This is a genomic window from Mycobacteroides sp. H001 (assembly GCF_001440005.1).
Classification (GTDB): Bacteria; Actinomycetota; Actinomycetes; order Mycobacteriales; family Mycobacteriaceae; genus Mycobacterium; species Mycobacterium gwanakae.
Map to the genome: position 1 here is coordinate 53,079 of NZ_LJYH01000046.1, position 20,528 is coordinate 73,606.

Sequence of the window (20,528 nt, forward strand, 5' to 3'; positions counted from 1 at the left end):
GTCGAGCACCGATGATGCCGAACCACGGTGCGCGACACGAGTGTTGGACTCAGGCTGATCCCAGCGCGGGCTAGCCGGCGAGGCCGGAGTAGTCAGCGCCGGTGAGTTCTACCGACTTCTCCCACAACCGGGCGGCCAGCTGCGGATCCCGGGCCTCTTTGTTGCGCGGAGCACGTTTCACCGGACCGCGCATACCTTGCAGCTGCGTGGGCCCGAGGTAATCGTCGGGCTGCACATCGGGCATCGTCGCCGCGTACAGCTCGCCCTCGGCGCCCTGACGCTCGTCCTGGAGCACAAGACCCATGCCGAAGTAGAAGGCCTTCTGCAGGCCGGGCAGATTCGGGATCATGGAATCGAACAGGTTGGTGGCGGCCACGCCCGGGTGCACGTTGACCGACAACAGTGGGGATCCGGCTGCTGCCGCCTTGCGGGCCAGCTCCGAGCCGAAGAGCATGCATGCCAGTTTCGAAGCCCGGTAGGCGGTCAGCCGGTTGTACGGGCGCCGAGTGAAGTTCAGGTCGTCGACGTCCAGGTTGTTGCGTCCCTGCGCATGCGCGATGCTGCCCAGCGAGATGACTCGTGGTGCGTCGGCCGCGAGCAAGGCGGGCAAGAGCGCATCGGTCAGCACGAAGTGGCCGAGATGGTTGACGCCGATCTGCGTCTCGAACCCTTCGGCGGTGCGCCGCAGTGGGATTGCCATCAGTCCCGCATTGTTGAGCAACACGTCGATCTTGGGCGCCTGGGTGCGGATCGCGTCCGCGGCAGAGCGCACGGAGGCCAGGCTGGTGAGGTCGAGCTCCACGAGCGCGTGGTCGGCCTTCGGTCCGAGCGCGCGCACCTTATCCAGCGCCGCCCGTCCGGTCTCCTGGTTGCGGCAGGCCAGCACGACGCGGGCGCCGGCGCGGGCCAGCGCCTCGGCGGCGACTAGACCCAGGCCATTGTTCGCACCGGTGATGACATGTGTCTTACCGGTCTGGTCGGGAACATCCGACTCACGAAAGTGCCTGATCTGCAGGGGTGCGGGCATTAGGTTCCTCGATCCATGGAAGTTACTAGTACTCGTCGTTACGGCTTTGTCGGATAGTACTGGAGGCTATTGACCGCGATGCATCCGCGCCGTGGCGTAGAGGCAAATCGACGCGGCGCTGGCCAGATTGAGGCTCTCGGCTCCCCCACGCATCGGGATGTTGATCCGATGTGTGGCCAGGGCTGCCGTCGCGCTGTCGAGTCCGTGCGCCTCGTTGCCGAAGATCCAGGCACAGGGCCCGGCAAGCACCGGATCGGCGTCATCGAGCGACAGCTCGCCATCAAGGGTGGTGGCCAGCACTGCCCCACCGCGCGCGGTGAAGTTCTCGGCGACCACCGCGGCGTCTCCGGCAGGGACGACCGGGACGTTGAAAACGCTGCCCGCCGAAGCCCGCAGGCTCTTGCCGTTGAAGGGGTCAACACTGTTGTCTGCCAGCACGACGGCATCGGCGCCCATCGCATCGGCGACCCTGATCAGAGTGCCCGCATTGCCTGGCTCCGAAACATCAACGGCGACAACGACAAATCGTGGCGAATCGGCCGCGACCTGAGACCACTGTGCCGCGATCGAACGACATTCGGCCACCAGCCCAACGGGAGTCACGGTGTCGGACAGTGCTTTGGCGGCCCGTTCGGTCACCAGACGGACCGGAGCGTCAACCAACAGGCCGGCGAATCGCTCGGTCGCGGCCTCGGTCGCGAAGACGCGTTCTACCGCGCCGGACCGCAGCGCGGCCTCGACCAGGTTGGGACCTTCTGCCAGAAAAAGACCGGCCCGCCGACGGGCGGCGGGCCGGTGCAGTTTGACCGCGTCGATCACTGTCTGTGACCGCTCAGTCAGAGCCGAGTCGCTCAGGCGGCTTCCCCGGCCGGAGCGTTGACATCCTCGGGCAGCGCGGCCTTGGCGACCTCAACCAGCGCGGTGAACGCGGCAGCATCGCTGACGGCCAGCTCGGCGAGGTTCTTACGGTCAACCTCGACGCCCGCGATCTTCAGACCCTGGATGAAGCGGTTGTAGGTGATGTCGTTGGCGCGAGCCGCAGCGTTGATACGCGCGATCCACAGCTTGCGGAACTCACCCTTGCGAGCGCGACGGTCCCGGTATGCGTAGGTCAGCGAGTGCAGCTGCTGCTCCTTGGCCTTCCGGTACAGGCGCGACCGCTGACCGCGGTAGCCCTTGGAGGCCTTCAGGATTGTCCGGCGCTTCTTCTGGGCGTTGACGGCCCTTTTCACGCGTGCCATAAGTATTCCTTATTAGTGATTTCTAGTGATGCAGTGTGGTGCTGTGTACGGGGGTGATCGTGAACGCGGCCGCTAGCCGGTCAGCATCTTCTTGACGCGCTTGGTGTCGTTCTCCGCTACCACGGCGCGGCCGTCGAGACGGCGGGTGCGGGTGGTGGGCTTGTGCTCCAGCAGGTGGCGACGGTTCGCCTTCTGGCGCACGATCTTTCCGCTTCCGGTGGTGCGGAAGCGCTTCGACGCACCGCTGTGGGTCTTGGCCTTGGGCATCTTGGTGTTCCTATTTCTTCAGTGGTTCTGCTGTGTGTCGGTACTTAGGTATTACGGCTGTTCGGTGGGCGCTTGCTCGGCCGGCGGGGCCGCCTGGGCTGGGGCCGGCCCTGCAGGAGCCTCTGCCTGCTGAGCTGCCTTGGCCCGGGTCTTCGCACCCCGGTGCGGCGCCAGCACCATCGTCATGTTGCGGCCGTCCTGCTTCGCGGAGGTCTCCACGAAGCCGTACTCGGCGACGTCTGCGCCGAGCCGCTGCAACAGTCGGTAGCCCAGTTCGGGCCGTGACTGCTCGCGTCCGCGGAACATGATCGTCACCTTGACCTTTGATCCGGCTTCCAAGAAGCGCACAACGTGGCCCTTCTTGGTTTCGTAGTCGTGATCATCGATCTTCGGCCGAAGCTTTTGTTCTTTGACGACGGTCTGCTGCTGGTTCTTGCGAGACTCGCGCTCCTTCAGAGCCGTCTCGTACTTGAACTTGCCGTAGTCCATGATCTTGCAGACCGGAGGCCTGGCATCTGGGGCTACCTCGACAAGGTCGAGATCGGCGTCTGCGGCGACGCGCAACGCATCTTCGATCCGCACGATGCCGACCTGTTCGCCTTTCGGGCCGATCAAGCGGACTTCGGGTACGCGGATGCGTTCGTTGATGCGGGTCTCAGTGCTGATGTGGCCTCCCTGGCTCGTCCTCTATCTGTCATGACCGCAACGCGGTTCGACGGGGACAAAAGCGGGTCCATCAGCACTCTGCTCGTTACGAACAGAAAAGCCCTGCACATGGCAGGGCCCGAAGCCGACCGGTCACGACGACACACGCCGTCCTGCATAAGCAGAACAACCACCCAGGGGTGGCTGGACCGGACCGCTGTACCTTGTTGGCCAGCGGTGGGAGCGGGACTCCACTTGATGTCCCCGACGGAGCCGGGAACGGTCGCACATGACAGTCTAGCAGCCGTGACCGATGACCTTGACCACGATGATCACGACCAGTCCACGACCTCGGATGTCCGCGAGCTTGCCGACATTCCGGCGATCGAGGTGATCACCAAGGCCATTGTGATGCTGATGAGCTCCAGCGCCGAGAAGCTGGGTCTGTCCTCTCCCGATCCGGACGAAAGCCCGCATCGCGATCTGGACGAGGCGCGCCGGCTCATCACGGCCCTGGCCGGTCTGGTCGCCGCTTCCGTGGAGTACTTGGGTCCGCACGCTGCGCCGATCCGCGACGGATTGCAGAGTCTGCAGAAGGCTTTCCGGGAAGCCAGCGCCATTCCGGACGAACCCGGTCAGGGTCCTGGCGAGAAGTACTTGCGCTGAGCATCAGTAAACTGCCAGCTACACGGCCTATCCTCGCTAGGTGACGTTGTCTGATTCTCTTCGCGCAGGCCGCTCATCGTCCGAGGTTCGCGCTTCACCGCCACTAGCCGCCCCGGGAATCGGCAAGACCCCCAAGCCAATTCCCTCATCTACCTCGAAACTGCACTGGGTACCGACCTTCTTCGGATGGCTGGTCGGGGTTTTCGCGGCGATGATCTTCCTGTCGAGCATCTCGCCGATCATCCGGCACCTGACACAGGTTCCTCGTGCCTTTATCGACGAGTATCTGTTCGACTGGCCCGATACCAGCCTCGCGTGGGCCTTCGTGCTGTCGCTGCTGGCGGCGGCCCTGGCAGTGCGCAAGAGCATCGCGTGGTGGATTCTGCTGATCAACCTGACGGTGCTGTCGGCCCTCAATATCGGTGGTCTCATCCAGCACCGCGACGCCGTAGAGATCCTCGGACTGGCGCTCCACGGCGGCACGATCATCCTGCTGATCCTGGCGCGTCACGAGTTCTATGCGAAGGTCCGTCGCGGCGCGACGCTCAAAGCTGTCGCCGTACTCATCGGCGGTTTGGCGCTGGGAACGCTCGTCGCCTGGGCCCTCACCGAGATGTTCCCGGGCTCGCTGGCCCGCTCCGACCGTTTCTGGTGGGCGCTCAACCGCGTGGCCGGTTTCTCGCTTGCCGGTCATGAGTACTTCGACGGCCACCCTCATCTCTTCTTGAACTGGCTCTTCGGCCTGTTCGGAGCGCTGGCGCTGATGTCCGCCGCCGTCGTTTTGTTCCGCTCTCAGCGCGCGGTCAACGCGTTGACCGGTGACGACGAATCGCTGATCCGCGGTCTGCTCGAGCGTTATGGGCAGGACGACTCTCTCGGGTACTTCGCGACCCGTCGCGACAAGGCCGTCATCTTCGCGCCCAATGGCCGGGCAGCCGTGACCTATCGCGTAGAGGTGGGCGTCTGCCTGGTCAGCGCGGACCCCATCGGGGACAAAACGGCGTGGAGCCAGGCCATTGCCGCGTGGCTGCAGGTGTGCCAGGCATACGGCTGGGCACCGGCAGTGATGGGTGCGAGCGCCGAGGGCGCGCTCGCCTACCGGGAGCACGGCCTGAACGCGCTGGAACTCGGCGACGAGGCGATCCTGTACCCGCGGTCATTCTCGATATCGGGTCCGCACATGGCGGCGGTCCGCCAGGCCGTCAACCGCGCCCGGCGCTCGGGATTGTCGGTGCGTATCCGCCGCCATCGCGAATTGTCGCCGGACGAGGCGAAACAGATCATCACCAACGCCGACCTGTGGCGTGACGGCAACACCGAACGCGGATTCTCCATGGCCCTGGGGCGGTTGGGTGATTCCACCGACGGCGACTGCCTTCTGGTGGAAGCGGTCGACTCCGACGACAACCCCGTCGCCATGCTGTCGCTGGTGCCCTGGGGCGCCAACGGGGTATCCCTCGAATTGATGCGCCGGTCGCGTCAATCACCCAACGGCACAATAGAATTCATGGTTACCGAGCTGCTCACTCGGGCAGAGGCCATGGGAATCACCCGGGTCTCTCTCAACTTCGTGATGTTCCGCTCGGTCTACGCGGACGGCTCCCGTATCGGGGCGGGCCCGGTGCTCCGGCTGTGGCGCTCGGTGTTGATGTTCGCCTCACGGTTCTGGCAGTTCGAGCAGTTGTACCGCTCGAACGTGAAGTATCAGCCGGAATGGGTGCCACGGTTCGCCTGCTACGAGGATGCCCGGCTCATCCCCCGGATCGGCATCGCCTCGGTGATCGCCGAGGGATTCCTGGTCTTGCCGTTCGGCAATCGGGACAAGCCACGGCACACCGGTCAATACAGTGCGGTGCCACAGTCCATCGTGGCCACCGGACTGCTGCACCACGACGGCACCGCCCCCGATCTGCCACCGCAGTCCACGGCACTGCAGAGAGTGCCGGAGCAAGTCAAGGTGCGGCTCGGCAAGCTTGCGGCCCTGCAGGAGCGGGGAATCGACGCATACCCGGCCGGCTCACCACCCAGCCACACCGTCGCGGAGGCCCTGGCCGCCACCGACGGTACCGAGGTCGTCATCAGCGGTCGCCTGCTGCGCATCCGTGACTATGGCGGTGTGCTTTTCGCGCAGCTGCGCGACTGGTCGGCAGAGGTGCAGCTGCTCATCGACGATCCCCTGCTGCATGAAGAGTTCACCGCCGCCATCGACCTCGGCGACCTGGTCGAGGCCAGCGGTGTCATGGGTCAGTCGCACAACGGCACCCGGTCCGTGCTGGTGCGATCGTGGCGAATCATCGGTAAATGCCTGCATCCACTGCCCGATAAGCGCAAGGGTCTCACTGACCCTGAGGCCCGGGTGCGCGCTCGATACCTTGATCTGGCGATCAATCCAGAGGCCCGCGACCAGATCGCGGCGCGCAGCGCCATCATCACCTCGCTGCGTAACACCTTGCTATCACAAGGATTTTTAGAGGTCGAGACGCCGATCTTGCAACAGGTGCACGGCGGAGCCAACGCGCGTCCCTTCCTGACACATATCAACGCGTACAACTTGGACCTCTATCTGCGTATCGCACCCGAGCTTTATCTCAAGCGACTCTGCGTCGGTGGCGTGGAGCGGGTCTTCGAACTCGGCCGGGCCTTCCGCAATGAGGGCGTGGACTTCAGCCACAACCCCGAATTCACGCTGCTGGAGGCGTATCAGGCGCACGCCGATTATCTGACCTGGGCCAAGACGACCCAACGGCTGATCCAAAACGCCGCCAAGGCAGCGCACGGCAGTGAAGTGGTGATGCGGCCCCGCGAGGACGGCGCCGACGGGAAGTTGGCCCCCGTGGACATCAGTGGCGAATGGCCCATCATCCCGCTGCACGAGGCCGTGTCTCGAGCCCTCGGCGAACAGATCGATGCGACAACGGAAGTTCCTACGCTGCAACGATTCTGCCGATCGGCGGAGGTGCAGTTCAATCCGCGATGGGACGCCGGGCATCTGGCGCTGGAGCTCTACGAGCAGCTCGTCGAGAAGCACACCACCACACCCACCTTCTACAGTGACTTCCCGGTCTCGGTGTCGCCCCTGACCCGGCCACACCGGACCACCGTCGGGCTGGCCGAGCGGTGGGATCTGGTGGCCTGGGGTGTCGAGCTCGGCACCGCCTATACCGAGTTGACCGACCCTGTGGAGCAGCGTCGCCGCCTGTACGAGCAGTCACTTCTGGCGGCGGGCGGCGACGCCGAGGCCATGGAACTCGACGAGGACTTCCTGCGCGCGATGGAATACGCCATGGCGCCCACCGGCGGTATGGGCATGGGAGTCGACCGCGTGGTCATGCTCATCACGGGGCGCAGCATCCGCGAGACGCTGCCGTTCCCGCTGGCCAAACCCCGGTAACGCACGGTGAATCTGTTCGGATTCCGTACCCGGATTCGTCTAAAACCTGACAGACAATTCACAGGTATCTAGGCCATCATGGGTGCGTGTCCGGTCATGACATCTCGTTGTTACATGGGAGCTTCCCTGTCTCCATGCAGGTCATTGCCGGTTTTGCGCTCGTCATCGCGATAGGGCTGCGCACCGGTGGATGGTTTCGGCGCTGGTTGCCCGTTGCCGTGGCCGTCGGTGGCTCCCTCGCCGCGTGGGCCTACTGGTACATCCAGTCCGAGGGCTGGGCAGACAGGGGCAATCCGGCTCCGCTGATGCTGTGGGTATGGATCGCGCTCACCGGTGTGGCCGCCACGGTCCTGGTGGTGGGCTGGCGCACGGCACGCTGGTGGCGTCGCGCGGTCGCGGTCACCGCGGTACCGCTGGCGGTCCTCTCCGGGTCACTGATGCTGAATCAATGGACCGGATATGTGCGCAGCGTCCAGTCCGGGTGGGCGCAGCTGACCGCGGGCCCGCTACCCAACCAGGCCGATATGGCCACGGTGACCGCTGCCCGCGCAGAGCGCCGCGGGCCGACGATGACCAAGGGCAAGCTCGTGCCGGTGGATATCCCGGCCGACGCCAGTGGATTTCGCCATCGCCAGGAGATCGTCTACCTACCTCCGGCATGGTTTGATTCGACCCGCACCCAGTTGCCGACGATCATGATGATCGGCGGCGAGTTCAACACCCCGAGCGACTGGATCCGCAGCGGCAACGCCGTCGAGGTGGCGGACGCCTTCGCCAGCCAGCACGGCGGAAACGCTCCCGTCATGGTGTTCGTGGACGCGGGTGGCTCGTTCAACAACGACACCGAATGCGTGAACGGCCCGCGCGGTAACTCCGCCGACCATCTCACGAAGGACGTTGTCCCGTTTATGGTGTCACGCTTTGGCGTGAGCCCACGGCCACAGAACTGGGGTGTGGTCGGCTGGTCGATGGGTGGCACCTGCGCGGTGACGCTTGCGGTCAAACACCCCGAACTGTTCAGCGCCTTCGAGGACATCGCCGGCGATATGTCGCCGAACACCGGGAACAAGGCGCAGACCATTGCTCGCCTTTTCGGCGGTGACGCCGCGGCATGGGAGCAGTTCGACCCGGCGACGGTCATGTCGCGCAATGGGCCGTACACGAACACCTCCGGATGGTTCGACGTCAATGGGATGCACCGCGCCGGATCCGGGGCGATCACCAGCACGGGCGCGGTGCCGGGAGCAGCAGCGACGGTGCCACTCAGCGATCAGGACCGTGCCGCGCATCGGCTATGCGAGCTCGGTGCGGCACAGGGAATCTCGTGCACGGTGCAGCACAAGCCCGGTGAACACAAGTGGCCGTTCGCGCAGACGGCGTTCACGTCGGCGCTGCCCTGGATGGCGGGCCGCATCGGCACGCCCATGGTGCCCGATGTGCCATTGCCGCGCTAACCGCTGTGTACGGGCGGAGTAGCGTCGGGCGCTATGTCCGATACGCCTGATCCGGGATACACCGACAACGGTGTGCCGACGTTCGAGTCGGTGCGCGAGAAGATCGAAACCCGATCCGGCACCGCCGCCGGGTCCGCCGAGCTGGATGCCGAAAGCGAAGAGGGCCGTGCACTGGAGGAGCAGTTCGAGGCCAGAAGCCGGGCCGCCGCCGATCGGATCGAGGAGATCCGCAGGTCGATGCGCGAGGAAGCTAGCCCGTCGCGGCCCGACGAGCAATAGCCTGCTCGCGGACGAGGCTGCGCCGGACCTTGCCTGAATCCTCACGCAGCGGCTCGGCGACGAACTCGATGGTGCGCGGGACCTTGTAGAGGACGATCTGGTCGAACAGATAGTCGCGCAGCTGATCTTCGGTCACATTCTGCTCGGCATGCACGACCGCGTGCACAGTCTGTCCGAGGTCGTCATCGGGCAGGCCAACGACGACACTGTCGATCACTCCGGGGTAACCGTTCATGACGGACTCGACTTCGGCGGGGAAGACATTGGCCCCACCCGTCACGATCAGGTCGGTACGCCGGTCGCTCATGTAGAGGTAGCCGTCGTCATCGAGCCAGCCGAGATCGCCGATGGATTCCCATGTTCCGAACCGCTTGATCTCGGCGCCAAGGTACTTGTAGGGCTTGGGCATGCCTTCCCACGGGCGCATGAAGATCTCCCCCACCTCGCCCGAGGGCACCGGGTTTCCTTCCTCATCGAGAATCGCCAGCTCACCCAGCGCGGGCTTGCCGACGGAGCCACGATGGGCCAACCACTCCGGGCCGGTGATGATGGTGCCGCCGATGGCCTCGGTGCCCGCGTACAGTTCCCAAATCACCTCGGGACCCAGCAGGTCGATCCACGCTTGTTTCAGCCACACCGGACACGGGGCGGCCATGTGCCACAGCACCCGGATGCTGGATAGGTCGAATTGGCCGGGATGCTGGCGGACCTCACGCAATATTCGCGACATCATGGTGGGAACCACCTGCAACCAGGTGACCTTGTGCTTGTCGATCAGTTCGAGAGCCTGTAGGGCGTCGAATTTCGGCTGCACGATCAGATGATGCCCGAGTAGCAGCCCGTACGATGAAAACATCAGCGGCGCATTGTGATACAGCGGTCCGGCGACGAGCTGAGCATCTCCCGACTGCATGCCCATGATCTCTCCCGCGGCGGGGCCGGTGATGGCCGCGGGGCTGGGGGCCAGGATGATCTTGGGCCGGCCGGTGCTGCCTCCCGACGTGGGCGCCTTCCAGGCCGGCGACACCACCTCAGGTAAGGGGCCTGCGGCGCGGTCTTCGGCCGTGGGCTCGAATCCTGCTGGGACACAGACTCGATCCGGATGATCGGCCGGATCGACTCCGACCACGAGCGCCGAGTCGGCCAGCTCGACGATTGCCCGACGTTCGGCCAGCGGCAGCCGCCAGGACACCGGTTGTGGGGTGGCGCCGAGCTTCCACACTGCGATTTGAGCCGCGAAGAACTCCACCGAGTTCGGCAACCCTATGGTGACGAGGTCACCCTGCTGCACACCCAGCCGCTGATAGGCGTGCGCCAAGGCGATGGCACGCCGCTCCAGTTCGGCCCTGGTGACCACCTCGGTACCGCAGGTGATCGCCGGCGCATCGGGTGCCGATTCCGCGAGGTTGGCGAGGATACGAACGAACGGTTCACCAACTACCTCGTCAGTCATGAATGCCACCCTAGACCGGCGTGACAACCTTCCTGGTCCGCGGTTTGGCGGGCGGCTTTCCGGCACTCTTCGCCGGAGCCTTCGCGGGGGTCTTGCCGTTGCGTTGGGGCTTGGGCAACATGTCCGCGAGGAACTCACCGGTGTGGCTGCCCGCGGTCTGCGCCACCACTTCGGGAGCGCCCTGCGCCACCACGGAACCGCCGCCCGATCCGCCTTCGGGGCCCATGTCGATGATCCAGTCCGACGTCTTGATGACATCGAGGTTGTGCTCGATCACGATCACGGTGTTGCCCTTGTCGACCAAGCCGTTGATCACAGTGAGCAGCTTGCGGATGTCCTCGAAATGCAGCCCTGTGGTGGGCTCGTCGAGGATATAGACGGTCTTGCCCGTTGAGCGCTTCTGCAGCTCGGCAGCCAGCTTGACGCGCTGCGCCTCACCTCCGGACAGTGTCGGAGCCGGCTGCCCCAGCCGCACGTAGCCCAGACCGACCTCCACCAGCGTGTTCAGATACCGGTGGATGGAGGTGATGGGCTCGAAGAACTCGGCGGCCTCCTCGATGGGCATGTCCAGCACCTGCGCGATGGTCTTGCCCTTGTAGTGGACCTCGAGAGTCTCACGGTTGTAGCGCGCGCCATGACACACCTCGCACGGCACGTATACGTCCGGAAGGAAGTTCATCTCGATCTTGATGGTGCCGTCGCCCGTGCATGCCTCACAGCGCCCGCCCTTGACGTTGAACGAGAAACGGCCGGGTTGATAACCGCGCACCTTGGCCTCGGTGGTGGCCGCGAACAACGTGCGGATCTTGTCGAACACCCCGGTGTAGGTGGCCGGATTGGAGCGCGGTGTGCGCCCGATAGGCGACTGATCCACCCGCACGAGCTTGTCCACCTGATCCAGGCCGGTCACGCGGGTATGCCGGCCGGGAACCTGTCGTGCACCGTTGAGCTTGTTGGCCAGCACCGTGGCGAGGATGTCGTTGACCAGTGTCGACTTTCCCGAGCCCGATACTCCGGTGACCGAGGTCAATACCCCGAGCGGGAAGGAGACGTCGATGTCCTTGAGGTTGTGCTCGCGCGCACCGACCACGGTGACCTGACGCTTGGCATCGATCGACCGGCGCATGGGTGGCAGCGGAATGCTCGCAGCCCCAGAAAGATACGAGCCCGTGACGGAGTGCTTGTTTTTCAGCAGCTCGGCGTAGGTGCCGCTGTGCACCACCTGGCCGCCGTGCTCCCCCGCCGCAGGCCCGATGTCGACAACCCAGTCTGCGTGTTTGATGGTGTCCTCGTCGTGCTCGACGACGATCAGCGTATTACCGAGATCCCTTAGCCGCGTAAGTGTCTCGATGAGTCGGCGATTATCGCGCTGATGCAGACCGATAGACGGCTCGTCCAGCACATAGAGCACACCCACCAGACCGGAGCCGATCTGAGTGGCCAGCCGGATGCGCTGAGCCTCACCACCGGAGAGCGTGCCCGCCGCCCGTGACAACGACAGATACTGCAAGCCCACGTCCAGGAGGAACCCGAGCCGGAACTGGACTTCCTTGAGTACCTGTCCCGCGATTGCTTGCTCACGGTGCCCGAGGGTCAGTGTGTTGAGGAACTGAGCGCACTCGGCGATCGACAGATCACAGACCTGCGCGATCGATTTGGTGCCGTGCTCCCCCGCGGTCAGGGTCACGGAGAGGATCTCCGGCTTGAGCCGGGTTCCGTCGCACACAGGACACGGGATGTCCCGCATGAAGCCTTCGTAGCGCTCCTTGGCCCATTCGGACTCGGTCTGCTCCATGCGGCGTTGCAGAAAGGCCAGTACGCCTTCGAACTCGGCGTAGTACGACCGGGTGCGGCCGTACCGGTTCTTGTACCGGACATGCACCTGTTCGGACGAGCCGTCCAGGATCGCCTTCTTCGCGGCGGCGGGAAGCTTCTTCCAGGGGGTGTCCACATCGAACCCGAGGGCATCGCCCAACCCCGCCATGAGCCGGACGAAGTAGTCGGCGTTCTGGCCCATAGACCAGGGTGCGATGGCGCCCTCGGCAAGTGTCATATCCGGGTCGGGGACCACCAGATCGGGGTCGACCTCCTTCTTGATTCCCAGACCGGTGCACTCGGGGCAGGCGCCGTAGGGCGAGTTGAACGAAAACGACCGCGGTTCAAGATCATCCACTGCCAGCGGGTGACCGTTTGGGCACGCGAGCTTCTCGGAGAACCTGCGTTCACGGTGCGGCGAATCTTCCTCGGCGTCGACGAACTCGAGCACGACGATGCCGTCGGCGAGGCGCAGCGCAGTCTCCACCGAGTCCGTCAGTCGCTGCTTGGAGCTGGCCTTGACGGCGAGACGGTCGATGACCACCTCGATGTCGTGCTTCTCCTGCTTCTTGAGCTTGGGCGGGTCGGTGAGCGAATGCACCACGCCGTCAACCCGAATGCGGCTGTAACCCTGCGAGTTCAGCTGCTCGAAGAGGTCGACGAACTCGCCCTTGCGCGTGCGGACCACGGGAGCGAGCACCTGGAACCGCAGGCCCTCCTCCATATCCAGCACCTGATCCACGATCTGCTGCGGGGTTTGCTTGGCGATCTTCTCCCCGCACACCGGGCAGTGTGGGGTCCCAGCCCGCGCATACAACAGACGCAGGTAGTCGTAGACCTCGGTGATGGTGCCCACCGTGGACCGGGGGTTGCGGTTGGTGGATTTCTGGTCGATCGATACCGCAGGCGACAACCCCTCGATGAAATCAACATCGGGCTTGTCCATCTGCCCCAGGAATTGGCGGGCGTACGCGGACAGCGATTCGACGTACCTGCGCTGCCCCTCGGCAAAGATGGTGTCAAAGGCCAGACTCGACTTCCCGGATCCGGAGAGGCCCGTGAAGACGATGAGGCTGTCTCGGGGTAGGTCAAGGTCGATACCGCGCAGGTTGTGCTCACGCGCGCCCCGCACGATCAGACGGTCGGCCACCTGTCTCCTTCCACACTGCCCCATGAGCAGGTGTTTTCGCATAGCTCAGCGGCCGTATCCCCATCTGGAACCGGAGCCGACTGAGTCGTCGACTCCATGCTAGGACGAGGCACCGACAACCTCCCCGCCGCTGGGGCCACTACGGTGAAACCATGACCTCCATCACCATCGACGACGACTACTCCGGCCATCTCGAGCCGGGCACTGGGGTCGCTCGTCGCACCGTGAGCGGCGCGACCATCATCAAGGCCTCGGTGGGGCCGATGGATAACAACGCATACATCGTCACGTGCACCAACACCGGCAAGTCGTTGCTGATCGACGCGGCCAACGATGCCGAGCGGTTGGCCGCCCTGCTGGACGAGAACGCCCCGGATATCGAGCTGATTGTCACCACGCATCAGCATTTCGATCACTGGCAGGCGCTCGAGGCGATCGTCAAGAAGACCGAATCGCGCAGTGCCGCGCATGATTTGGATGCCGGACCGCTTCCGGTACCGCCCACGACGCTGCTGGCCGGGGGCGACAGCTTCGACATCGGTGACCTGCATTTCGACGTGATCCACCTGCGTGGACACACTCCAGGCTCGGTGGCCCTGGCGTTCACCGCCGACGGCGTGACGCACCTATTCACCGGGGATTCACTGTTCCCGGGTGGTGTCGGAAAGACCTTCAGCCCCGAGGACTTCAACCAGCTGCTCGACGATGTCGGCGAGCGCCTCTTCGGCGCCTACCCCGACTCCACGGTTGTGTACCCCGGACATGGAGACGACACCACGTTGGGCGCCGAGCGCGGATCGCTCGGCGAATGGCGCGAACGAGGCTGGTGAGCCGGCCCCGTTCGCGCTCGTCAGTCTAGATCTCTAGGTCTAGGTGGTGTGAACGATCAGCACGTCGCACTTGGAGCGGCGTGCGACATCCGAAGGAACCGACCCCAGCAGGCGTCCGGCAATGGTGTTCAGACCGACATTGCCGACGACCAGCAGATCAGCCTTGGAATCCACCACCAGATCCAGCAGCGCATCCACTGGCGCTCCCTCGATAGAGCGCTCTTCGACGCTCGTCGCGCCCGCCGCTGCTGCGCGCTCGCGGGCGGTGCGCAGGATGTCGTAGACGGGTGCCTTGCCGGTGACCTTGTACGCGTCCTCCTTGAGGACATCGGCCGAGTGGGGGTTGTTCTCCGGGAAGTACGCGGTCGCGACGATGAGCTTGGCACCGGCAGCGCCCGCGATGGCTCCAGCGCGGTCGACCGCCCGGTACGACGAATCCGATCCGTCGGTACCGACAACGACAGTGCTGTATGCACTCATGAAAGGTCCTCCAGTTCCATTTGACCAGGCCAGACGAGATTAGCCGGGAAGGGCCCCGGCCATGCGTCATTTGGCTGATTGTGTCGGGCTATGCGGATGATTTTCTCTTGCGGGCTGCGCGCGCAGGTATGGCCTGCGCCTCAATACCGCTATGAGGACCGTCACGCGCCATTACGCCGCGAGTTCACCGCCGTTCGAGTAAAAGTCACGCACCGTTCGAGTAGAGCTTGATGACTTGGTAGAGGAATGCCCGTCCGTCGTACAGGGATTTCACCTGGATTCGTTCGTCCAGGCCATGCGCGTGGGTCTCCCCCGGCTGGGCAAATATGCCGCTGAGTCCATACACCGGGGTCTTCCCGAAGTAGATGGCATCGGTTGCTCCGGTCGACATGGTCGGTACCAGCGGCACCCCCGGCCACATGGATCCGGCCACGGCCTTGATGGGGTCGATGATCTGCGGAGTCAACGGTGGGACGGTGGCGACGTTGGTGCGGAACTCCTTGGCGGGCTTCACGGTGACCTTGGGATCGTTGACCGCCTTGACAATGCTCTCTTGCACCGCGGCGGCGCTCCCGTCGGGCAATATGCGGCAGTTCACATTCGCGGTGGCGCGTTGCGGCAGCGCATTGTTGGCGTGTCCCCCTTCAATTTTCGTAGGGACACAGGTGGTGCGCAGCATCGCGTTGTACAGCGGATTCCGGGACAGCACCGACGCCGCCGCCTGATCGCGCGGATTGGCGACGATTGCCGACATCGCCTGACCCACTTCACCCGGCTGCAGCGGAGCCTGCGCCGTGAAATATGCCCGGGTCACATCGTTGAGCTGAACCGGGAATGGCACGGTGGCCAGCCGGTTCAGACCGGCTCCGAGATCCTGTATCGCGTTGAACGGTCGGGGCTGGCTGCTGTGTCCGCCCTCGTCGGTGACTTCAAGGGTGAAGTCCTGGTAGATCTTCTGACCCGCCTGGATCTCCAGCAGGATGGGTTTGTTCTGTTCGTCGAGGTCGCCGCCGGCACCCTCGTTGACGACGAATTCGGCGTCGACGAGTTCCGGCCGGTTTTGATGCAGCCACTCAGCACCGTTGACCTGCCCGCCACCTTCTTCACCACAGGTCAAGGCGATCCGAATGGGGCGTTTGGGCACGAAGTTCTCGGCACGGTATCGAATGAGACTGTCCACGAAGATCGCGGCCATGGCCTTGTCGTCCTCGGCACCGCGGGCGTAGAAGTATCCGTTCTCCTCGGCGAGGGTGAACGGATCACGCTTCCAGTCCTCGCGTTTGGCCTCGACAACGTCGATATGCGCCAGCAGCAGAATGGGCTTGGCATTCGCGTCGGCTCCGGCCAGTGTGGCGACCAATCCGCCGTCCTTAGGATGATCCGGCGGACTGAACAGCACCAGGTCCTTGTCGCCGTATCCGGCGGACTTGAGACGATCGGCCATCTTCTGCGCGGCCTCGGTGCAACTCCCCTGCGATGCGGTCGTGTTGGTCTCGATCAACTCCCGGTACAAGTCTCGAAACGCGGCACGATCGTCGGTGCTGGAGGGAGCGCTCGTTGCCGGCGAGCCCTGGTTCTGCGTCGTCCCGCAGGAAGTGAGTGCGAGCACGGCGGCCACGACGGCGAAAATCCGATGCATGGTTCCGTTCATACACCCGAGACGCCTACGTGGGGGCTCTTACCGCGCTCTCCCGCGCCGTGTTCGTCATGTCGACTCCTCGCCCGGGTCCGGCAGCGGCGCGAAACACTCTGGAGGACACCGCGACACCCGATAGCACGATCGCGGCGAACCCCAGGTACAGCAGATGGGCCCCGTGCGTGTCCGACCCGCCGAGATTGACGAGCACCCCCGCCAACCCGGCGCCGAAGGCTCCGGCTATCAGCTGCACGGTGCTGATGGCGGCTGCGGCCGCTGCGCTTTCGCCCGAATCGGAAGACATCGACATCGCCGCGGACGCCAAGTGCGGCCACGCCATGCCGATACCCGCTCCCGTCACCGCGAAACCGAGTGCCCATAACGCGATCTCCAGGGCTCCGGCACCGTCGCGCTGTAACGCACCGGCCAGGACAAGTCCCGCCGCAACCACGACGGGAGCGATCGTCACCACACGTGCGATGGTCCGCGCCGTGGCCGATGCGCTGATCATTTCGCCAACGGTCCATCCGAATGCCAAGGTGGCCCCAAGGAATCCCGCAGCGACAGGGATCAGGTGCCCGAGGCGCTGACCAAAGAACGGAATGAATGTCTCCACCATGGAGGCCGCCGCCAGCACCGCGATCGTCAGATAGATCCACTTGAGTGGATTGCCGGCGAAGACCGCTTTGGGCAGTACCGATGCGGTGGCACGACGGTCGAGTACGACGAACAGGATCACCAGAGCAGCTGCTGCGGCGATCAACCCCACCATGGCGGGCATCGAGGACTGGAGCCCGGCCACGGCCACCAAAGCGGCCGCCGCCGTGAGGATGAGCAGCGACCGCAGCGGAGCACCGCGCCCGGTAGCCGCGACATTCGCACTATCCGTCCGGGGCAATACCGAGGGCACCATCGCAGCGATGCCCAGGGTGACCAGCGTCAACGATACGAATGCCCACCGCCACAGCCCGAACTGCGCGAACAGCCCGCCGGCCGCGGGGCCCACGAAGGTCCCAACACCCCACATTGCCGATGTGAGCGCCGAGGCGCGCGTCCATAACCGTTGTGGCAGAGAAAGGTTGATGACCGCATAGGCCAACCCTGCAAGCAGTCCGCCGGCCGCCCCCTGGATCACGCGCCCGGCGAGCATGACCTGCATTGCCGGTGCCACCGCACACACGAGGGTGCCGACCGCGAACGCGCCGAACGCCAGAAGGTACGCGCCCCGGGGGCCGGCCCGGCCAAGAAGCGAACTCACCACCGTCGCGGCACTGACCGAAGCGATCAAATACAGCGTTGTCACCCATGCGTAGAAACGTTCCCCACCGATGTCAGCGACGGCGCTCGGCAACAGACTGGTGGTGAGGTACACGTTGGTGGCGTACAGCGCCACCCCACCGGCCAGCACCGTGACGATGCCGAGTTGCCGCCCGCACAACAGATCCCGCCAGCTGCCGGTCGCCTGATCGTGAGTCATGACGACACGCTATGAGCTAAAGTGCACTTGAGATCAAGGAGAGGTGATGAAGGACAAGGCCGAGCTGTTGCCGATAGGCGAGGTGGCCAGGCGCTCCGGAATCGCGGTATCCGCCGTGCGTTACTACGCCGATATCGGCCTGATTCCCGCCGAACGCACATCCGGCAACGCACGGGTGTTCCGGCGTCACGCGTTGCGCCGAATCTCGCTGATCCGGGTCGCAACCGGGTTCGGCATCCCCCTGTCGGAAGTCGCCGAGGTGCTGTCGAGCCTGCCCGACGACCGGGCGCCGAGTACTCGTGACTGGCAACGAATCTCGCGCCAGTGGCATTCGCATCTGGAAGAGCGCAAGAACGCCATCGCGGACATGCAGGAGAAGCTCACCGGATGCATCGGCTGCGGATGCCTGTCCATGACCAAATGCACGCTGTTCAATCCTGCCGACGTCCTCGCCGAGGACGGGTCGACCGGCGCACTCCTGCTCGCCGGTCCGGGCTGATTACTTCAGGCCCGCGGCGTCCATACCGCGTAATTCCTTCTTCAGATCGGCGATCTCGTCACGGAATCGTGCCGCCAACTCGAACTGCAGATCGCGTGCCGCCGCCATCATCTGCTCGGTCATGTCCTTGATCAGATCGGCCAACTCGGCCCGAGGCATGCTCTTGGTATCGCGCCCCTCGAACACTCCGGCACTGACCGCGCGTCCCGGCTCACCCTGCGCGCGCCTGCCGCGACTCGCGTTGCGGCCCGATCCACCTACCGCCACTTCCTCGGTGTCTTCGGCTTCGCGGTACACCTGGTCCAGGATGTCAGCGATCTTCTTGCGCAGCGGTTGTGGGTCTATCCCGTTCGCCTCGTTGTATGCGATCTGCTTGGCGCGTCGGCGATCGGTCTCATCGATGGCCTCTTTCATCGAGTCCGTCATGGTGTCCGCGTACATGTGCACCTCGCCGGATACGTTGCGCGCGGCCCTGCCGATGGTCTGAATCAGACTCCTGCTGGACCGCAGAAATCCTTCCTTGTCGGCGTCGAGAATGGCGACCAGCGACACCTCGGGCAGGTCCAGACCTTCCCGTAGGAGGTTGATACCGACGAGGACGTCATACTCGCCGAGCCGGAGCTGACGCAGTAGCTCGACACGCCGCAGGGTGTCCACCTCCGAATGCAGGTAACGCACCCGAATACCCATCTCCAACAGATAGTCGGTGAGATCCTCGGCCATTTTCTTCGTCAACGTCGTCACGAGCACCCGCTCATCGGCTTCGGTGCGTTGACGGATTGAGGCGATCAGATCGTCGATCTGCCCCTTGGTGGGTTTGACGACCACCTTCGGATCCACCAGGCCGGTCGGCCGGATCACCTGCTCCACGAACTCGCCGCCGGCGGCATTGCGCTCATAGTTCCCGGGCGTCGCAGACAGATACACGGTCTGCCCGATTCGCTCGGCGAACTCTTCCCAGGTGAGTGGCCTGTTGTCGGTAGCCGACGGCAACCGGAAGCCGAAATCCACCAGATTCCTCTTACGCGACATGTCCCCCTCGTACATGGCGCCGATTTGGGGAACCGTCACATGCGACTCGTCGATGACCAGCAGGAAATCGTCGGGGAAGTAGTCGAGCAGCGTCGATGGCGGGGTGCCGGCCCCGCGCCCGTCGATATGCCGCGAGTAGTTCTCGATCCCCGAGCAGAAGCCCACGTTGCGCATCATCTCGATGTCGTAATTGGTCCGCATCCTCAGGCGCTGGGCTTCCAGCAGCTTGCCCTGGCCCTCCAACTCGGCAAGTCTTTCCTCGAGCTCCTGCTCGACACCCTCAAGGGCCTTCGTCATCCGATCCGGCCCCGCCACGTAATGCGTCGCCGGAAAGATTCTTAATGAATTAGCTTGCCGTACAACATCTCCGGTGAGCGGGTGCAGATAGTAGAGCGCCTCGACCTCATCGCCGAAGAATTCGATGCGCACCGCCAGCTCTTCATACGAGGGAATGATCTCGACAGTGTCGCCGCGGACCCGGAAGGTGCCACGGGTGAATGCCATGTCGTTGCGGTTGTACTGCATGTCGACCAGCAGTCGCAGCAGCGCGTCCCGGGGCACTTCGAGCCCCACATCCAGTTGCACAGAACGGTCCAGATACGACTGCGGGGTGCCCAGACCGTAGATGCACGACACCGAGGCCACCACCACGACATCGCGCCGGGACAGCAGGTTGGAGGTCGCGGAGTGCCGCAGGCGCTCCACGTCGTCATTGATAGAGCTGTCCTTCTCGATGTACGTATCGGTCTGGGCGATATACGCTTCCGGCTGGTAGTAGTCGTAGTACGAGACGAAGTACTCGACAGCGTTGTGCGGCAACATTTCCCGAAGCTCGTTGGCCAGCTGCGCGGCGAGCGTCTTGTTGGGTGCCATCACCAGCGTCGGCCGTTGCAGCCGTTCGATGAGCCAGGCGGTGGTCGCCGACTTGCCGGTACCCGTGGCACCCAGCAGCACCACGTCCTTCTCCCCCGCCCGAACTCTGCGCTCGAGCTCGGCGATGGCACCCGGCTGATCGCCCGCGGGCTCATACTGACTGACGACCTCGAATCGCCCATCGGTACGCAAGACGTCCGTGACCGGGCGGTACTCGGAATGCGCAACGATGGGGTGTTCTGTTGCGAAAGCCATGTGCCCAGAGTAAGCCGACGGTCTGACATTCACCCGAGACGACAGAAAGGCAGCAGGA

The 20,528-nt window shown here is 64.3% G+C and carries 17 protein-coding genes; 6 read left to right on the top strand and 11 right to left on the bottom strand.

The features are described 5' to 3' along the window. Positions 1 to 70 precede the first annotated feature (70 nt). From AOT83_RS22970 to infC, 5 genes are all read right to left on the bottom strand, one after another. Entirely contained in the window at positions 71 to 1,027 is a 957-nt protein-coding gene (locus AOT83_RS22970) for an oxidoreductase (protein WP_030098057.1), read from the bottom strand. A gap of 66 nt (positions 1,028 to 1,093) precedes the next feature. Next, positions 1,094 to 1,846 (bottom strand): RNA methyltransferase, encoded by a 753-nt coding sequence (locus AOT83_RS22975; RefSeq protein WP_057963960.1) that lies wholly within the window; start codon positions 1,844 to 1,846, stop codon positions 1,094 to 1,096. 32 nt (positions 1,847 to 1,878) lie between these two features. After that, on the bottom strand, positions 1,879 to 2,268 hold the full coding sequence (gene rplT / locus AOT83_RS22980; RefSeq protein WP_005058700.1) for a 50S ribosomal protein L20: 390 nt from the start codon (positions 2,266 to 2,268) through the stop codon (positions 1,879 to 1,881). A 72-nt stretch (positions 2,269 to 2,340) separates the two neighbouring features. Further along, positions 2,341 to 2,535, bottom strand: coding sequence for a 50S ribosomal protein L35 (rpmI, locus tag AOT83_RS22985; protein WP_030098059.1), 195 nt, complete (start codon positions 2,533 to 2,535; stop codon positions 2,341 to 2,343). Positions 2,536 to 2,586: 51 nt separating this feature from the next. Further along, positions 2,587 to 3,201, bottom strand: coding sequence for a translation initiation factor IF-3 (gene infC, locus AOT83_RS22990; protein WP_075908808.1), 615 nt, complete (start codon positions 3,199 to 3,201; stop codon positions 2,587 to 2,589). A gap of 285 nt (positions 3,202 to 3,486) precedes the next feature. Here infC and AOT83_RS22995 point away from each other — a divergent pair, with 285 nt between their 5' ends. The 4 genes from AOT83_RS22995 (at position 3,487) to AOT83_RS23010 (ending at position 8,970) form a co-directional block, all read left to right on the top strand. After that, a complete protein-coding gene (locus tag AOT83_RS22995; protein WP_057963961.1) occupies positions 3,487 to 3,846 on the top strand; it encodes a DUF1844 domain-containing protein in 360 nt (119 codons plus the stop codon). A gap of 118 nt (positions 3,847 to 3,964) precedes the next feature. Next, positions 3,965 to 7,237: a bifunctional lysylphosphatidylglycerol synthetase/lysine--tRNA ligase LysX gene (gene lysX, locus AOT83_RS23000; protein WP_057964009.1), complete on the top strand. Its 3,273-nt coding sequence runs from the start codon at positions 3,965 to 3,967 to the stop codon at positions 7,235 to 7,237. A gap of 134 nt (positions 7,238 to 7,371) precedes the next feature. Next, the gene (locus tag AOT83_RS23005) at positions 7,372 to 8,691 is read left to right on the top strand and encodes an alpha/beta hydrolase-fold protein (RefSeq protein ID WP_044105718.1); all 1,320 of its coding nucleotides are present in this window, start codon (positions 7,372 to 7,374) and stop codon (positions 8,689 to 8,691) included. A 33-nt stretch (positions 8,692 to 8,724) separates the two neighbouring features. Beyond that, positions 8,725 to 8,970, top strand: coding sequence for a hypothetical protein (locus AOT83_RS23010; protein WP_057963962.1), 246 nt, complete (start codon positions 8,725 to 8,727; stop codon positions 8,968 to 8,970). Here the strand turns inward: AOT83_RS23010 and AOT83_RS23015 are convergent. Together AOT83_RS23015 and uvrA are read right to left on the bottom strand one after the other, a co-directional pair. Further along, a complete protein-coding gene (locus AOT83_RS23015; protein ID WP_057964010.1) occupies positions 8,942 to 10,423 on the bottom strand; it encodes an AMP-binding protein in 1,482 nt (493 codons plus the stop codon). The two genes, AOT83_RS23010 and AOT83_RS23015, sit on opposite strands and share 29 nt — an antisense overlap. A 10-nt stretch (positions 10,424 to 10,433) precedes the next feature. Beyond that, entirely contained in the window at positions 10,434 to 13,388 is a 2,955-nt protein-coding gene (uvrA, locus tag AOT83_RS23020) for an excinuclease ABC subunit UvrA (protein ID WP_030098066.1), read from the bottom strand. A gap of 152 nt (positions 13,389 to 13,540) precedes the next feature. On the opposite strand from uvrA, the gene AOT83_RS23025 reads away from it, so the two are divergent. Beyond that, positions 13,541 to 14,218 carry an MBL fold metallo-hydrolase gene (locus tag AOT83_RS23025; RefSeq protein ID WP_030098067.1) on the top strand — a complete coding sequence of 226 codons (678 nt, stop codon included), beginning with the start codon at positions 13,541 to 13,543 and terminating at the stop codon, positions 14,216 to 14,218. A gap of 39 nt (positions 14,219 to 14,257) precedes the next feature. On the opposite strand, the gene AOT83_RS23030 is transcribed toward AOT83_RS23025, so the two are convergent. From AOT83_RS23030 to AOT83_RS23040, 3 genes are all read right to left on the bottom strand, one after another. Beyond that, positions 14,258 to 14,698 (bottom strand): universal stress protein, encoded by a 441-nt coding sequence (locus tag AOT83_RS23030; RefSeq protein WP_030098068.1) that lies wholly within the window; start codon positions 14,696 to 14,698, stop codon positions 14,258 to 14,260. Positions 14,699 to 14,903: 205 nt separating this feature from the next. After that, the gene (locus AOT83_RS23035) at positions 14,904 to 16,349 is read right to left on the bottom strand and encodes a M20/M25/M40 family metallo-hydrolase (protein ID WP_057963963.1); all 1,446 of its coding nucleotides are present in this window, start codon (positions 16,347 to 16,349) and stop codon (positions 14,904 to 14,906) included. Positions 16,350 to 16,362: 13 nt separating this feature from the next. Further along, a complete protein-coding gene (locus AOT83_RS23040) occupies positions 16,363 to 17,811 on the bottom strand; it encodes an MFS transporter (protein ID WP_057963964.1) in 1,449 nt (482 codons plus the stop codon). Positions 17,812 to 17,857: 46 nt separating this feature from the next. Here AOT83_RS23040 and soxR point away from each other — a divergent pair, with 46 nt between their 5' ends. Continuing rightward, positions 17,858 to 18,310, top strand: coding sequence for a redox-sensitive transcriptional activator SoxR (soxR, locus tag AOT83_RS23045; protein WP_057963965.1), 453 nt, complete (start codon positions 17,858 to 17,860; stop codon positions 18,308 to 18,310). Here the strand turns inward: soxR and uvrB are convergent, their stop codons facing one another. Next, on the bottom strand, positions 18,311 to 20,470 hold the full coding sequence (uvrB, locus tag AOT83_RS23050; RefSeq protein WP_057963966.1) for an excinuclease ABC subunit UvrB: 2,160 nt from the start codon (positions 20,468 to 20,470) through the stop codon (positions 18,311 to 18,313). It abuts the gene before it with no gap. Positions 20,471 to 20,528: the final 58 nt, after the last annotated feature.

Excerpts from the sequence above, each read along its gene's own strand:
- AOT83_RS22970 (WP_030098057.1), bottom strand. The coding sequence starts at position 1,027 with ATGCCCGCACCCCTGCAGATCAGGCACTTTCGTGAGTCGGATGTTCCC.
- rplT (WP_005058700.1), bottom strand. The coding sequence starts at position 2,268 with ATGGCACGCGTGAAAAGGGCCGTCAACGCCCAGAAGAAGCGCCGGACA.
- rpmI (WP_030098059.1), bottom strand. The coding sequence starts at position 2,535 with ATGCCCAAGGCCAAGACCCACAGCGGTGCGTCGAAGCGCTTCCGCACC.
- AOT83_RS23005 (WP_044105718.1), top strand. The coding sequence starts at position 7,372 with ATGCAGGTCATTGCCGGTTTTGCGCTCGTCATCGCGATAGGGCTGCGC.
- AOT83_RS23010 (WP_057963962.1), top strand. The coding sequence starts at position 8,725 with ATGTCCGATACGCCTGATCCGGGATACACCGACAACGGTGTGCCGACG.
- AOT83_RS23015 (WP_057964010.1), bottom strand. The coding sequence starts at position 10,423 with ATGACTGACGAGGTAGTTGGTGAACCGTTCGTTCGTATCCTCGCCAAC.
- AOT83_RS23025 (WP_030098067.1), top strand. The coding sequence starts at position 13,541 with ATGACCTCCATCACCATCGACGACGACTACTCCGGCCATCTCGAGCCG.
- AOT83_RS23030 (WP_030098068.1), bottom strand. The coding sequence starts at position 14,698 with ATGAGTGCATACAGCACTGTCGTTGTCGGTACCGACGGATCGGATTCG.
- AOT83_RS23035 (WP_057963963.1), bottom strand. The coding sequence starts at position 16,349 with ATGAACGGAACCATGCATCGGATTTTCGCCGTCGTGGCCGCCGTGCTC.
- AOT83_RS23040 (WP_057963964.1), bottom strand. The coding sequence starts at position 17,811 with ATGACTCACGATCAGGCGACCGGCAGCTGGCGGGATCTGTTGTGCGGG.
- soxR (WP_057963965.1), top strand. The coding sequence starts at position 17,858 with ATGAAGGACAAGGCCGAGCTGTTGCCGATAGGCGAGGTGGCCAGGCGC.
- uvrB (WP_057963966.1), bottom strand. The coding sequence starts at position 20,470 with ATGGCTTTCGCAACAGAACACCCCATCGTTGCGCATTCCGAGTACCGC.